Consider the following 14,994-nt stretch of genomic DNA (forward strand, 5'->3'; position numbering starts at 1 on the left):
GCATCCTCCCGTTACATATTATAATAAGGTGATCAGTAGCCTGTCGTCAATGCAGCAAGACACCCTGCCGGTGGGGTGCGGCCTGCCGTTCCGTGCCGGTGGCTGCGACGGTCCTTTCCGTTCCGTCGCAGGGTGTGCCGTCTTCGTAAATCTCTTCTTTGCAGTATCTGAACTTTTCCGCCATTTCCGCCGGCAGGTGCAGCCGCGCCGTTCCTCCGCCGGGACACGTCCTGACGATCCCCTGCCGGTACTGCGGGTTGAGCGTCTTCAGTTCGTCCACCGCCATTCCCAGCACGCCGGCGATCCGCGCGAGGGAGACGTCCTTCTCCACGAGCACCGTATCGCACCGGGCGGGCAGTCCTGCCGGCTGCGGGATGATGCCGTAGTCGCCGTAGAAGTTCATCACGTAGCCGGCGGCGATGAATGCGGGCACATAGCCCCGTGTCTCCTTCGGCAGATACCGGTAGACCGCCCAGAAGTCGGCAGCGCCGCCGGCCTTGCTGATGGCGTTGCTGACACGTGTGGGGCCGCAGTTGTAGGCCGCCAGTGCCAGCGTCCAGTCGCCGAAGCGGTTGTAAAGGTCGTTCAGCATACGCGCCGCGGCGTAGGACGACTTCTCCGGGTCGCGCCGCTCGTCGACGTAACAGTCTATCCGGAGGTCGTACTGCCGGCCGGTCGCCGCCATGAACTGCCACAGGCCGGCCGCCCCCACCCGCGACGTGGCATTGGGATCCAGTCCGGACTCGATCACGGGGAGGTATTTCAGCTCCAGCGGCAGCCCGTAGGAGCGCAGGGCCTTCTCGAAGAAGGGGTCGTAGTACCGGGCACGCCCGAGCAGGCAGCAGGTGGACTGCCGTCCGGCCTTCGTGTACCGGTCGATGTATCTTTTCACCTCCTCGTTGCAGCCGAGCGCCATCACGTCCGAGAGGCTCCGTATCTTGCGGTCGATGCCCTCCATGCCGGCCTCCGTCTCCCCGGCGGCGGGCACCGGTGTCTCCCCTCCTCCCGCCTGCCTGCCGCCGCTGTAAAACCTGTCGTCCGAGTACTCCACGTCCACGTATCCCGCCATCGCCCCGTCGGCCGACGGGATGCACACCTCCACCGCCCGGCCGTGGTCGTCGACGACGGTCTGGCGCTGTGCCGGCAGGGTGCAGGCCGCCCCGGCGGCCATCAGGAAGGAGAGTATGTATCGTCTGCTATTCATTGTTTCTTGTCGTTCCGGCACGGATTCCGTGCGCTGCTGTTCAGAATGTCAGGCTGCATCCCACGCCGATGGCCGGCGAGCGGAAAGCGCCGCCGGGCGTGACGATGCTCCTGTCGGGGATGACCGCCGGGGCGATGTGCAGCGACAGGTCGTCCGAGATGTCGAAGTCGGACAGCGAGGCGTCCACATACGCATCGATGACGGACAGCGCATAGACGGCGATGGTGGTGAAGACACTCAGGTCGCGCCAGCGGCGGTAGCGGTCCTTGCGCTGCTTGAAGATGCTCTTGTACCGCTCTTCGTTGGCCGGGGTGATGGTCGTCCCGAGATGCAGGAAGCTGTTGTAGCTCTGCGTCGCCGGGTCGTTGTCCATGATGTCGATGTAGGCCTGGGCATAGTCGTGGTACATCTGGTTGTTCCACGTCATGGCATAGATGCAGCCCACGAAGCCCCCGTAGAAGATGGGCAGCTTCCAGTACTTGCGGTTGTAGACCTGCCCCGCCCCCGGCAGGACGAGCGCCAGCCAGAGCGCCCGCTTGGGGCTGGGGCGCCACTTTGCCCAGTCGCGTCCCGTCTTCCCCGCCGCGCCGAGGCCGTCCTTCCGAAGCACGGCGGTGAGCTTTCCCTCATCGCCGGGGGGGAGGACGGACTTCTCTTCCATGTACCGGTCCTGCGAACCGGGCACCTCGACGACTGCCGAGTCGCCGGGATAGACCACCTTCACCGTGTCCCGCGTCAGCACCTGCGCCTGTGCAGCCGCCGCGCCGGCAAGCATGCAGGCGGCCATCAGCCCTCTGCGGATCCTATCATTCAATTTCATCACTACCCTGTTGTCTTCGTGCAAGTCGCCGCTCTTTCCGTCCCCGGCGGCCGGGAATGCCGTTCCCGGCGGCCGGTACTCCTGTTCCCAACGGCTGGTACTCCTGTTCCCGGCGGCCGGTACTCCTGTTCCCGGCGGCCGGGAGCCGGCGGCCTGCGTGACTTGCCGTCTGTTCATCTGTATTCATGCCACGTACCGGGGCGGCTACTTCATCTTGTCCATCACCTCCATGATGTGGAGCAGTTCCTCTTCGGAGGCGAACGGAATGCTGATCTTGCCCTTCCCGCTGGCGTTGCAGCTCATCTGCACCTTCGTGTCGAAGAAAGCGGAGAGCCGCTGCTTGAGGAGATTGAACTCCTCGGGCAGGCGGGTGCGCGCGGCGATCTTCTTCTTGGCTGTCTGGATGTCTTCGCCGCTGTTGAGCTGCTGGCACAGCTCCTCTACCCTCCGGACGCTGTAACCGTTCTTGAGGATTTCGCGGTAGAGCTTCAGCTGGAGCGACGGACTGGACAGCGAGAGCAGGGCACGGGCGTGCCCCATGTCGATCTCCTTCTTCTGCAGTCCCATCTGCACCTGTGCCGGGAGCTTCAGCAGGCGCAGGTAGTTGGCGATGGCGGCGCGGCTCTTTCCGACACGCTCCGCCACACGCTCCTGCGTCATGCCGCTCTTCTCGAGCAGATGCTCGTAGGCAAGGGCGATCTCGATGGCGTTCAGATCCTCGCGCTGGATGTTCTCCACCAGCGCCAGTTCCATCACGCTCTCGTCCTTGATGGTGCGGATGTAGGCGGGGATGGCGGTCAGGCCTGCCAGCTGGCTGGCCCGCCACCGGCGTTCTCCGGCGATGATCTGAAACCGGTTCTCGTCGGTCTGCCGGAGCGTGATGGGCTGGACGAGTCCCAGTTCGCGGATGCTGTTTGCCAGTTCCTCCAGGGCGACGGGATCGAACTCCCGCCGCGGCTGGTTGGGATTGGCTTCTATCTGGTCCAGGGCTACCTCGTTGATGGTAGAGCTGCCCTGTGTGCTGACTGATTCTGTCGAGATCAATGCGTCCAGGCCGCGCCCGAGGGCGTTGGTCTTCGCATTGCGGTTGTATTTCTTGTGTACGGCCATGTGTTCTTTTGATTGGTGGGTAGGCGGGGATGGGCGAGAATAAGCGATGATAAAAGGACCGGGGGGCTTGGATTCTGCTGCCTGCCCGTGTGCTGCCTGCCCTTGTCTTTACCTTGATTCCTTGTTCTTTTCGATGATTTCCTTTGCCAGGCAGAGGTGGTTCTTGGCTCCCGTGGAGTCGGCATCATAGAGGATGACCGGCAGGCCGTGGCTCGGGCTCTCCGAGAGCTTCACGTTGCGCTGGATGACCGCCTTGAACACCAGTTCCTGGAAATGGCGTTTCACCTCGTCGTAGATCTGGCGGGCAAGGCGCAGACGGCTGTCGTACATCGTCAGCAGAAAGCCCTCGATCTCCAGCTTCGGATTCAGCTTGCTCTTGATGATCTTGATGGTGTTCAGCAGCTTGCTGATGCCCTCGAGCGCGAAATACTCGCACTGCACGGGGATGATCACGGAGTCGGCGGCCGTCAGCGCGTTGACGGTGATCAGTCCGAGCGACGGACTGCAGTCTATCAGGATGTAATCGTAGTCATCCCGGACAGAGGCGAGCAGGTCGCTCATCACCTTCTCACGGCCGTTGATCTTCAGCATCTCGATCTCGGCGCCGACGAGGTCGATGTGGCTCGGCACGATGTCCAGCCCCTCGATGTCGGTGGTATAGATGGCATCTTTTATGTCGGCATGGTCAATGATACATTCGTAAAGCGAACAGTCCACCTCCTTGATGTCCACCCCCAGGCCGCTGGATGCGTTGGCCTGCGGATCGGCGTCAATCACCAGCACGGTCTTCTCGAGCGTCGCCAGCGAAGCCGCCAGGTTGATGGTGGTGGTCGTCTTTCCGACGCCGCCCTTCTGGTTGGCGAGTGCGATAATCTTTCCCATTTTTCTATTTAATCCAAATACGTTTATTAGGGTACAAAGATACATATTTTATACGAGACAGACAGGCTTTGTGAACCTTTTTTCGTACTTTTGCACGAGAATCAAAACAAAAATTATGAATTCCAAGAAACCGCTCATACTTATCTCCAACGACGACGGATACCACTCCAACGGCATCCGCACCCTCGTCTCCTTCCTCTCCGACTTCGCCGACATCGTCGTCTGCGCCCCGGAGGCCGCCCGCTCCGGCTTCTCGTGCGCCTTCTCCGTCGTCGACTATCTGCTGCTGAAGAGACGGCACAACATCCCGGACTGCGAGGTGTGGTCGTGTACGGGGACTCCTGTCGACTGCGTGAAGCTGGCACTGGACCGCATCTTCACCGGCCGCCGCCCCGACCTCATCCTCGGCGGCATCAACCACGGCGACAACTCCTCGGTGAACAACCATTACAGCGGGACGATGGGCATCGCGTACGAGGGCTGCATGAAGTACATCCCCTCCATCGCCTTCTCGAGCTGCGACTACGACCCCGGCGCCGACCTCTCCTACCTGCGCGGCTACGTGCGGCGGATCGTCAGCAAGGTGCTTGCCGAAGGACTGCCGAAAGGGGTCTGCCTGAACGTGAACTTCCCCAAGGCGGAACCGTTCGCCGGGCTGAAGGTCTGCCGCATGGGGTTCGGCAGCTGGACCAACGAGGTGGTGCCGTGTAGGCATCCCCGCGGGTTCGACTATTACTGGATGACGGGACACTACCGGAACGACGAGCCGGAAGCGACCGACACCGACCGCTGGGCGCTGGAGCACGGCTATGTCGCCGTCACGCCGACGAAGATCGACGTGACCGACTTCGAGGCGCTCGGCAGGATGAAAACATGGGAAACCCTTTAAGCCACTGATGCAATGAAGTATTACCTGATAGCCGGCGAAGCCTCCGGCGACCTGCACGCCTCACGGCTCATGCAGTCGCTCCGGCTGTACGACCCGGAGGCGGAGTTCCGCTTCTTCGGGGGCGACCTGATGACGAAAGCCGGGGGGACCCGGGTGAAGCATTACCGTGAACTGGCCTACATGGGATTCGTCCCGGTGCTGCTGCACCTGCCCGCCATCTTCAGGAACATGAAGATGTGCAAGGAGGACATCGTGCGGTGGAAGCCGGACGTCGTCATCCTCGTCGACTACCCGGGCTTCAACCTCAGCATCGCCAAATTCGTCAGGAAGCGCACGGCGATACCCGTCTATTACTACATCTCGCCGAAGATATGGGCCTGGAAGGAGTGGCGCATCAAGGCCATCCGGCGCGACGTGAAGGAGCTGTTCTCCATCCTGCCGTTTGAAGTGCCTTTCTATGAGCAGAAACACCACTGCAAGATACACTACGTCGGCAATCCCACCGCCGAGGAGGTAGACAACTTCCGCCACGTCTATACGGAGACGAAGGATGAGTTCTGCCGGCGCAACGGCCTGTCCGCCAAGCCCGTCATCGCCCTCCTGGCAGGAAGCAGGAAGCAGGAGATAAAGGACAACCTGCCCGCGATGCTCGAGGCGGCCCGCCACTTCGCCGACTACCAGATGGTGGTGGCGGCGGCACCGTCCATCGGCGAAGCCTACTACCGGAAGTTCATGGGACAGACCGAGGCGAAGATGGTGCAGATGCAGACCTACGAGCTTCTCGCCCACGCCACCGCCGCCCTCGTCACCAGCGGTACGGCGACGCTGGAGACCGCCCTGCTGGACGTCCCGCAGGTGGTGTGCTACGAGACACCGGTGCCGAAGCTCATCCGCTTCGCCTTCCGGCACATCATCAAGGTGCGGTTCATCTCGCTCGTCAACCTCATTGCCGACAGGGAGATCGTGCAGGAACTTCTTGCCGACCGCTTCTCCATCCGCAACATCGCCAACGAACTTTACCGCATTCTCCCCGGACAGCCCGGACGGGACCGTATGCTTGCCGGATACCGGCTCGTACGCGAGCGGCTGGGCGACGAGGTGGCACCGGACAATGCGGCGAGGATCATGGTGGAACTGCTGTCGGGCAGACAGGCGGAAGAACGGAGGGAATGAGCCGGCGGAAAGCGGTCTGACGGGGGCGTTCCGCCTTTCCTGGCCGTTCCAGACAAGGTCACACCGGTGCGGCGCCGTCCCCCGATCCGGCCGGAACAAGAAACGGATCTGCTGCCACTCCCGGCATGCACCGCCAGCCCACAGTGCGCTGTATGTCAGCCGACTGCCGGGAATGTCAGGAATGACGGCAGACCGTTTCAGAACTTATTGCCGTTCCTAAGCGGATGTCAGGAGGATTCTTTACGGCACCTTCCAGGCAGGCTGCGCCGTGCTTCCCTCATACGCATGACAGGACTTCCTGCCGGAAGACGGCCTCACCCGTAGAGGATGTGCCATCACTCAGGATCCAGAAAAGCCCCCCTTCCTGCTGGCAGCTTCCCCCATAAACATCAAAACCACCGCTATCATCGAGTTGTCAGCTCTTTGATAGCGGTTTTTCTTTTCACATGACAGCCGCTCTCGGTCGGAATCGGGTGCTGACCCCTCCCGTCTTTTCCATCGGACTTTGTTTCACACGGATACACGGAGGCACGGAGAGGAGAGAACGTGGAGGGTCTTGGAGAGAAGAGGATGGAGAGCGGAGAGAGAACTTGAAGAAAACGGAGAGAGAGAACTTGAAGAGAACGGAGAGAGAACTTGAAGAGAACGGGGAGTAGAAGAAGTTCTCGGCAATGCGCCAGACGGCTCTTGAGGAGAATTGGAGGGGAACTCGGGGAGGATTTTGGGGAACTTGGAGAGGACTTGGAGGAAGACTAAGAGAACAGAGAAGACAGAGGATGAATTGATTAAACTACTGTCCACTTGGAGGAAGGCTAAGAGAACAGAGAAGACAGAAAGGGAACGCATCAGACCCCTCCGGAGAAGGAAAGAAAGGGAGGAGAGAGAAAGAAAAGGGGAAAGATCCGGCATCCTGTCTCCGAACGGGAACAGCCTGTGCAGGGGGGCTTTTCCGGCAGTCTGAAGAGATAGGCAGGTGTCTGTAATGAAAGCTGTTATCCCTTCATGGAGGACTGTTCCGACACCTCCGGAGAGAATCCGGACACAAAGAAGCAGGAAAAGAAAAATGAAGGAAAATCGCCTTTCATCCTGTTTTTTCCGCCGAAAAACTTGCAGGTATCAAATAATCGTCCTACATTTGCAGTGTAATATCGAAACAGTACACATATACTGACTGTCCGAAAGAGAACAGACAAGCAACAGAAACAAGACCCTTAAAAGAAAAAGCCAAATGATTCAAGCAAACAACCTCACCTTCGGCTACCGGGGAAGCAAGCACAACGTGTTTGACGGCCTCAGCCTCCGGCTCGACGAAAGCCGCATCTACGGCCTGCTGGGCAAGAACGGAATGGGCAAGAGCACACTGCTCTACCTGACAGCAGGACTTCTGAAGCCGCAGAAAGGCAGCATCACCGTAAACGGATTCGACGCCGGCCGCCGCCATCCGGAAATGCTCCAGGAGCTGTATCTCGTGCCCGAGGAATACGACCTCCCCGACATGAGCCTCGAAAGCTACACGAAAATCCACGAGGATTTCTATCCCCGCTTCAGCCGGGAGATCCTCCGGAAATGCCTGTCCGACTTCGAGATGCCGGGGGAAGTAGACATGAAACAGCTCTCCATGGGACAGAAGAAGAAGGTCTACATGAGCTTCGCCCTCGCCACAGGCTGCCGGCTGCTCCTGATGGACGAACCGACCAACGGCCTGGACATCCCCTCCAAGGCGGGCTTCCGGAAGGTCGTCGCCGGCAACATGGCCGACGGCTCGTCGCTCATCATCTCCACCCATCAGGTACACGACATCGAGCAGCTGCTGGACCATATCCTCATCCTCGACAACTCCCGGCTGCTGCTCGACGCATCGACGGAGGAGGTCATGGAGACTTACAGCTTCGGCATCCGGCAGCCCGCCGAGATGGACGACACCGTGCTCTATGCCGAGCCGTCCGTACAAGGCAATCATGTCATCACGCGCCGCAGAGAGGGCGACGGCGAGACCGTCATCAACCTGGAACTGCTGTTCAACGCCGTCACATCGGGAAAACTAAAATAAAAACAAGGAGGACACACCTATGAAAAGACCATCCATCCACATCCTCACAGCCCTGCTGTCCATGGCAGCCTGCACGCTGCCGCTCAGTTCCTGTCTCATGAAAAAGGCCGACTACGGCCCGACCGTCAGGAAGACCATGCCCGCCGCCGACTTCGACCGCGTGCAACTGGACGGGAACATGGCCGTCTACTTCCTGCAGGGCAAGAAGCCCGGCGTAAGACTTGAAGGGAAGGAAAAGCTGCTCCGGGGCATGAAGGTGAGCGTGAAGAACCACGTCCTGAACGTTTACAGCACAGACGAGGCCCGTGCGAAAGACATCATCTACTTCAGCAGTTCCCATCAGGGAGACAACACCGTCAAGGTGTACATCACCTCCCCCACCCTCACGCAGATCAGCCAGGACGGCAACGGCCTGCTGGTCTTCCCCGATTCCGTCACGCTCGACAGGCTCAGCCTCGACATCGAAGGCAACTCCGCCGTCAAGGCACACCGGATGACGGTGGGACAGTTCGACATGGAGCTGTCGGGCAATGCCGGAGTGAAATTCCAGAACCTCACCGCCCGCCGTGCCGCCTTCGACATCAGCGGGAACGCCGGCATGGAAGTGAACTTCGACAGGACAGACACCGCATCCTTCGACGTGTCGGGCAATGCCGGCATCAAGCTCACGGGGACGACCCGCCGGCCCGTACAGCAGAACGTGACAGGGAACGGCGGAATCACCGACCACACAACAAGAACGAAATAAAGAACAAGGAGGAAAAGAAAATATGAAAAAATTTGATCTGAACCGCTTCGGAAAAGTAACAGGCCGCCTCATCCTCGTGCGCCGCCGCTCACTGTCCAACACCTTCCTGGGCTTCGCCATCACCTTCTTCATCATCGTCATGCTGGACAGCCAGCCTTTCAACTGGACGGCCCTGTCGCATGATGACATGGCATGGCGGATCGCCGGCGCACAGGGGCTCATCAAGGCCATCTGCCTCGTGGCGTTCTTCGTCATCGCCACCATGGTCATCAAAGACCTGTCGACCCGTCAGGCCCGCATCAGCGAGATGATGCTCCCCGCCACGAACCTCGAGAAATTCCTCGCACGGATACTGCTCGTCACGCTCGTCTTCCCCGCCGCCATCCTGGCGGCGCTCCTGGCGGCAGACTGCGCGCAGCAGCTGCTCAACATGCTCATCCACCACGGCGGAAGAGCCTCCCTCATCGGCATGATGCCCGGGTTCTTTCTGACGGGCACGGGGCCGTCGCCGCTATGGGCGAAGCTGGAAGGCATGCTGCTGTTCAACGCCTTTGCCATCCTGGGCGGCATGCTCTTCCGCAAGAGCGCATGGCTGAAGACCCTGGCGGCAATGACCCTCATCGGGATTCTCGCCGTGGCAGGCATCACGCTCGCCGCCTACCTGATTCAAGCCAACACGGATTACGTCGTCTATCTGCCGGACTCCCCACGGTACATCCTCCTCAGCAACATCATCTGCGGGGCGATCATCCTGCTGGCGTACTGGGGAGCGTACAGACTCTATACACGCATGCAAGTAATCAACAACCGCTGGATAAACATCTGAACAGTATGAAATTCGAGGATAACAAGGCCATCTATGAACAGATGGCAGACCGTCTGTGCGACGAGATCATTGCCGGGACCTACAAGACCGACGACCGCATACCGTCCGTCCGGGAGTATGCCGTCATGCTGCAGGTGAACACCAACACCGCCGTGAAGTCATACGAGCTGCTTGCCCGTGAGGGAATCATCTACATCCGGCGCGGACTGGGCTACTACGTCTCGGACGGTGCAAGGGAACAGATCATGACGGCGCGCCGCAAGGCCTTCCTCTCCCAGACGCTTCCCTCCCTCTTCCGCGAGATGGAACTCTTGGGAATCACCCTGGAAGAGATCGGGAAGGAGTGGGCGAAGCCCCGGCGGCAGTGACCCCCTCCCGAAAGAAACAGACAAGGAAGCCAAAGGAGCACGGCCGGAACGCAGTCGCCCGGCCACCGGCCCGCTCCTCCGGCTTCTTTCCGGTTCTTCCGTTAAATACATGGACTGGAAACAGAATAAAGGCTTACGCACTTGCAGGGTATGACTGTCCGAAAGCAGAGGGTCCTGCAAAGGAGAACAGACTGCAAGATAAAATGCAGAAAAGACGGACAGATACAATGCCTGTCCATCAGTCTGTCTTTCCTTCTTCCACAAACGACTTATTCCCATATCACCGGCGTTTGTAAACATTTTTATGCGGCTCAAAGCTGACACATGCTCCTTTAGCTTCTGAAAGATGCCTGATCGGGATGCAACCGGTGCTCTATTGCCGTGTTACCAACGCCCTTTTGAAGCCCAATCAGGCACCTTTTACAAACGTCTTAATAACCAGTTGATTGACTGCCGGTTACAAACCTGCTTTCTACACGTTTCTTTTTAATCTGCAGATGATTTGTTTGAAATTATGTAATGGTTTTTCAAAACCTTATCCGTATTTCCAACATATCAAATTGAAAAGGTTTTTGCATCGGGAGATGATGACAGAACAGACCGCTGACCGTCCTGGCCATGTTTTTGTTCAACAGATCACTTCGGTTCTTCCGTTGAAGCGATGCGAAAAAACATCCGCGCATTCAACGGAAGAACCTTTTTCCTGCCGCTTCCCTCACGGCGGACGGCTATCTGTTGTCCTGCAGCAGTTCGAGCAGCTCCTCCTGCGTCATGGCGTGCGAGATGTCGGTTCCTTCGAGGAGCGAATCGGAGAGATTGCGCTTCGTCCGGTGCAGCCGGAGGATCTTCTCCTCGATGGTGTGCTGGCTGATCAGATGGTAGACCGTCACCTCCTGCTTCTGCCCGATGCGGTAGGCGCGGTCGGTGGCCTGCTGCTCGATGGCGGGATTCCACCAGGGGTCAAGATGGATGACGTAGTTCGCCCCCGTGAGGTTCAGCCCCAGTCCTCCGGCCTTCAGACTGATCAGGAAGAAAGGACACCTGCCCGTCTGGAAGTCCTGCACCAGCTTCTCACGCTGCGCCATCGGCGTACTGCCGTCAAGGTAGAGATAAGGCAGCCGCGCCTTGTCCATGGCCCGTCTCACCTCGTCGAGGAAACTCGTGAACTGGCTGAAGACAAGGGCGCGGTTGCCGCTGTCGTTCAGGCTCTCGGCCAGGTCGATGAAGGCGAGCACCTTGCTGCTGGGGAGTTTCCACTTCCTGTCGACCAGCGAACAGCTGCACGCCATCTGCCGCAGGCGGGTGATCTCCGCCAGCGTACTCACCTTGTCGGCGGCGTTGGCACGCACCTTTTCCTCCGTCTCCCGCCTGCGGACTTCATACATCGCCATCTCGTCGGAGGACAGTTCGACCGGCAGCCTGATCTCGTTCTTCGCAGGCAGTTCGTCGATGACCTCGCTCTTCGTCCGCCGCAGCAGGAAAGGCGAGATCAGCTTGCGGAGCTGGCTCTGGCGGCTCTTGTCGTTGTCGCCCTCGATGGGCAGGATAAACTTCTTCTTGAACTGTTCGGCACTCCCCAGAAGACCGGGATTGATGAACTGGAAGAGGTTCCACAGTTCCGCCAGGTGGTTCTGGATGGGCGTACCCGTCAGAATGACCTTGCGCTGCGCCTGCAGCTTCATGGCCGCCTTCGACATCTTCGTATTGGCATTCTTGATGGTATGCGCCTCGTCCAGGCAGACGACGTTCCACTCCCTGTCCGTGAGGTCGTCCTGCTGGATGTTCAGCAGGGCATAGGTGATGATGATGACTTCGCCCGACTTCGCCGCCTTGATGTCGCCCGGGCGGTCTCCGCTCTGGTTGAGCACCGTTACCTGCAAGGTCGGGGCAAACCGCCGGAGCTCGTTGCGCCAGTTGGGCACGACCGATGCCGGGGCGACGACCAGCGAGGCCCCTTTCTCCTGCTGTTCGAGCAGCAGGGTGATGGTCTGGAGGGTCTTGCCCAGTCCCATGTCGTCAGCCAGGCAGACCCCTGCCCCCCATGCCGTCAGCTTCGACATCCATTCGAATCCCTCCTCCTGATAGTCGCGCAGCTGTACCTGCAGGGTCCTGGGGACGGCGGGGACGTGCCTGCTGCTCTCCTCGATGCGCCGGCGCAAGGCATCGACCGCCCCGTCACGCCGGATGTGCAGGGAGGCGTCGTCCAGCACGTCGCCCAGCAGGGACACCGCCGCCGGTGCCATCTGCAGATGCGAACGGTTCTCGTTCGTCACCGTGTCGAGCCGCTTCAGAAGATGCGAGAGCCGGTTGCTGATCGTGATGAACTCGCTGTCGCCGATGCGGATGTACTTCTGCCGGGCATTCCGGTGCATCAGGTCGAGCAGCTTCTGCAGCGAGAGGACCTGTCCGTCGCTGATTTCGACATCGCCCTCCACCTCGAACCAGTTGTTCTTCGACTTGAAGGCTATGTGCGCCGCACTGCTGCTGATGCCCGGATGGAAGGTCACCTTGCAGCCTTCCGCCCACTCCAGCACACAGACCTCCCCGTGCTCCTTGCACCACTGGATGAAAGGGAGCATCGTCTGGACAGGAAGCGTCACCGACTCCGTGATGCTCTCGGGCATCCAGTCCTCGTCCTCTTCAAGGAAGTCCAGCGCGGCCAGTTCCCGGCTGATCTCCGTCATGCTCTTCCGCTCCTGCTTCAGGTTGCGTACCAGCTGCACCTTCCTGCCGTCCTGTTCGACGATCGAGGTGATGTTCCCCTTTCCCGGAACGAAGAGGAGACTGTCCGAAGCGCGCACCACCGCCGCAAGCTGGAAGCTGTTGTCTGCCGCAGGGCCGACACGCAGCGTGACGCAGGGCGGGACAGGCACCTGCTGCAGGTCGTCCAGTTCCGCCACCATGTTGGAGTGGATTTCCGTCTTTCCGCCGATCGCCGTGATCAGCCTGACGAGCAGCGGCTCGGCCTCGGCCGGATAGACCCGCTGTGCGAGGATGTTCTTGTAGGTCTTGTATTCAAAGGCGGAAGGCATGAACACGGAATAGTCCGTTTCCGTATTCTTCCTGTAGAAAAACGAACTCTTCTCTCCTTTCTCCAGTTCTTCGACATTCGTCGATACCCCGAAAGAGCCGTCCTTCCGCTTGTCGATGATAAGGTAAGGTTTCTCGCTGTGTACCTTCACCGGCTGGAGTTCATAGGCAGAACCCGTGTAGACATGGTCGCAGCCGACGAGGAGATGGATGTACTTGTCTACATAAATGCTGTATTCCCACGAGAAGATGCCTTCCCTGACACGCTGGTCCGCGGCATCCAGACAGGGGTCGTCGAGATTGAGCAGGTCGCGCACGGACAGCTCCTTCCCCACAGACCAGCTGCCGTTCTTCAGCCGCCGCTTGAGGATGGGGACGATCGTACCATAGCGGATGAGGTAGACAAGCATCGTCTCCCGTCCGTCCCGCTCGTCCTTGCCGCTTCCGGCCTGGTTCTCGGCAATGAGCGTCTCCAGCCGGAGCTGCCAGACCGACTTTATCTCCAGCCGGTCGAGCACGGAGGAGCCGCCGAACTTCCGCTGCAGCTCTCCGGCATGCCCCTCGTCTTCCGGGAAACCGGCTTCATGCCGCAGGTAAGCCCAGTTCGGCTTTTCGAGCGGCCTGGACACCTTGCCGGAGAGGATGCCGAGACGGCTGTACAGCTTCCCGGTAAGCCAGCGGACCATCTTTCCATAGGAGCTGTCGAGCAGTGACCGATAAGCCGACGGGGAGACTGCCGGCTCGGTTTTCCCGCAGAAATAATCCTTCAGGGGCGATACCAGGAAGTAGGTCGGCGTGTAAGCGCCTTCCCCGTTCCGCTTCACGATCGTCTCGATTTTCTTCAGGGAAGTCTCCGTGTTGGTCAGGATAGCGGCGAGCGCGAAATAATAATTGGAAACGGGATTCAAAAAGATCCCTTTCTGAGGAGCGACCTTGTTGTTCGCCGCCATCGCCTTGGCGTAGAGCTTGTAAGCCAAAGCATTGTCGCCTTTATACAAAGCTTCAATGGCTGCTATCTGGAGACTGAAAGGATTGACAATGGACTTATGAAGATCGATGCAGAATTCCCCGGTCCCCAAATAATAATAGAATGCGAAAACGGATTCCAGGGTGCGCTTCTGAAGCAGCGTATTCTTCCTGGAGTCTGATACAAGACCTTTCAGATAAGCCCAGTCAATCTCCTTATCCTGTATCAAAGCTTCACCGAGAGAGAGATTCAGAATTCCGGAGAACACATCGTCAGAAACAGACTGGAAGAACAAAGCATACTCCTTGTCACAAAGCAGGACGGAACAGCTTCTGCAAAAATCATCAACAGTCTGCCCATAAGCCGACTCTATCGCCTCCGGTTCGGTCGGCGCAGCAAAATAAGCTGTCAGACGGACCAGCGATGCCGGTTTACCATATCTATGTTCTGCATTATAAGCGGAACGGATGCTGGTCAACAGCCTTTTGTTTTCCGCCTTGAAAAGACTGATGACAGCCGGTATCACCATTTCCTTCCCTATCTGGTAGACCTTAGGACCATTGTAATAGTATTTAAGTTCTTCCCGTAAGACTTTCTTTTTCCTCAACGAAACAAAGACCTGCTCAAAGAGAGCCGGGGACATTATCATGGCTGACAGATTCCTAAGCTTGCCTTCTGTAAGCTTGTCACTATAAAAATAAGCCATCAGCATAAGAAGCGCACGCTCATTGGAAGAAAGGGAAGAGAACGGTAACATGGGAGTAAAAAATAAATTATGATGGTACTTTAAGCAAAGAAAGACAAGGCCGGATTCACGAAAGGAGCACTGTTCCTGCCTTCATTCCTGCAAACAGATGTCATACCGACACCCGGGAACACGATTCCCGATGCCTGGGAGCAGAAGTCCCGATGCCTGGGAACAGGAAT

At 58.7% G+C, this 14,994-nt stretch carries 11 protein-coding genes; 6 read left to right on the forward strand and 5 right to left on the reverse strand.

Translation table 11 applies throughout. From position 1 onward, the window contains the following. Positions 1 to 46: 46 nt before the first annotated feature. The 4 genes from HMPREF9141_RS02790 to HMPREF9141_RS02805 all read right to left on the reverse strand — a co-directional run bounded on the left by HMPREF9141_RS02790 (position 47) and on the right by HMPREF9141_RS02805 (position 4,016). Entirely contained in the window at positions 47 to 1,204 is a 1,158-nt protein-coding gene (locus tag HMPREF9141_RS02790) for a lytic transglycosylase domain-containing protein (protein WP_007366937.1), read from the reverse strand. A 40-nt stretch (positions 1,205 to 1,244) separates the two neighbouring features. Further along, complete coding sequence (locus tag HMPREF9141_RS02795; protein ID WP_040554391.1) at positions 1,245 to 2,024, reverse strand: DUF5683 domain-containing protein; 780 nt, start codon at positions 2,022 to 2,024, stop codon at positions 1,245 to 1,247. A gap of 204 nt (positions 2,025 to 2,228) precedes the next feature. Beyond that, positions 2,229 to 3,134, reverse strand: a complete 906-nt coding sequence (locus tag HMPREF9141_RS02800) for a ParB/RepB/Spo0J family partition protein (protein ID WP_007366939.1) — start codon at positions 3,132 to 3,134, stop codon at positions 2,229 to 2,231. Positions 3,135 to 3,242: 108 nt separating this feature from the next. Next, positions 3,243 to 4,016 carry a ParA family protein gene (locus HMPREF9141_RS02805; RefSeq protein WP_007366940.1) on the reverse strand — a complete coding sequence of 258 codons (774 nt, stop codon included), beginning with the start codon at positions 4,014 to 4,016 and terminating at the stop codon, positions 3,243 to 3,245. A gap of 115 nt (positions 4,017 to 4,131) precedes the next feature. Here HMPREF9141_RS02805 and surE point away from each other — a divergent pair, with 115 nt between their 5' ends. From surE to HMPREF9141_RS02845, 6 genes are all read left to right on the forward strand, one after another. Continuing rightward, positions 4,132 to 4,905 (forward strand): 5'/3'-nucleotidase SurE, encoded by a 774-nt coding sequence (gene surE / locus HMPREF9141_RS02810; RefSeq protein WP_007366941.1) that lies wholly within the window; start codon positions 4,132 to 4,134, stop codon positions 4,903 to 4,905. 12 nt (positions 4,906 to 4,917) lie between these two features. Then, entirely contained in the window at positions 4,918 to 6,078 is a 1,161-nt protein-coding gene (gene lpxB / locus HMPREF9141_RS02815) for a lipid-A-disaccharide synthase (RefSeq protein ID WP_007366942.1), read from the forward strand. 1,228 nt (positions 6,079 to 7,306) lie between these two features. After that, the gene (locus tag HMPREF9141_RS02830) at positions 7,307 to 8,128 is read left to right on the forward strand and encodes an ABC transporter ATP-binding protein (RefSeq protein WP_007366946.1); all 822 of its coding nucleotides are present in this window, start codon (positions 7,307 to 7,309) and stop codon (positions 8,126 to 8,128) included. Positions 8,129 to 8,147: 19 nt separating this feature from the next. Continuing rightward, positions 8,148 to 8,876 carry a GIN domain-containing protein gene (locus tag HMPREF9141_RS02835; protein WP_007366947.1) on the forward strand — a complete coding sequence of 243 codons (729 nt, stop codon included), beginning with the start codon at positions 8,148 to 8,150 and terminating at the stop codon, positions 8,874 to 8,876. Positions 8,877 to 8,898: 22 nt separating this feature from the next. After that, positions 8,899 to 9,702, forward strand: coding sequence for a hypothetical protein (locus HMPREF9141_RS02840; RefSeq protein ID WP_007366948.1), 804 nt, complete (start codon positions 8,899 to 8,901; stop codon positions 9,700 to 9,702). 5 nt (positions 9,703 to 9,707) lie between these two features. Next, complete coding sequence (locus HMPREF9141_RS02845; protein ID WP_007366949.1) at positions 9,708 to 10,070, forward strand: GntR family transcriptional regulator; 363 nt, start codon at positions 9,708 to 9,710, stop codon at positions 10,068 to 10,070. A 728-nt stretch (positions 10,071 to 10,798) separates the two neighbouring features. Here HMPREF9141_RS02845 and HMPREF9141_RS02850 read toward each other — a convergent pair. Further along, positions 10,799 to 14,674, reverse strand: a complete 3,876-nt coding sequence (locus HMPREF9141_RS02850; RefSeq protein WP_257009548.1) for a DEAD/DEAH box helicase — start codon at positions 14,672 to 14,674, stop codon at positions 10,799 to 10,801. Between the last annotated feature and the right edge of the window lie 320 nt (positions 14,675 to 14,994).

The sequence above is a fragment of the Prevotella multiformis DSM 16608 genome, from assembly GCF_000191065.1.
Classification (GTDB): Bacteria; Bacteroidota; Bacteroidia; order Bacteroidales; family Bacteroidaceae; genus Prevotella; species Prevotella multiformis.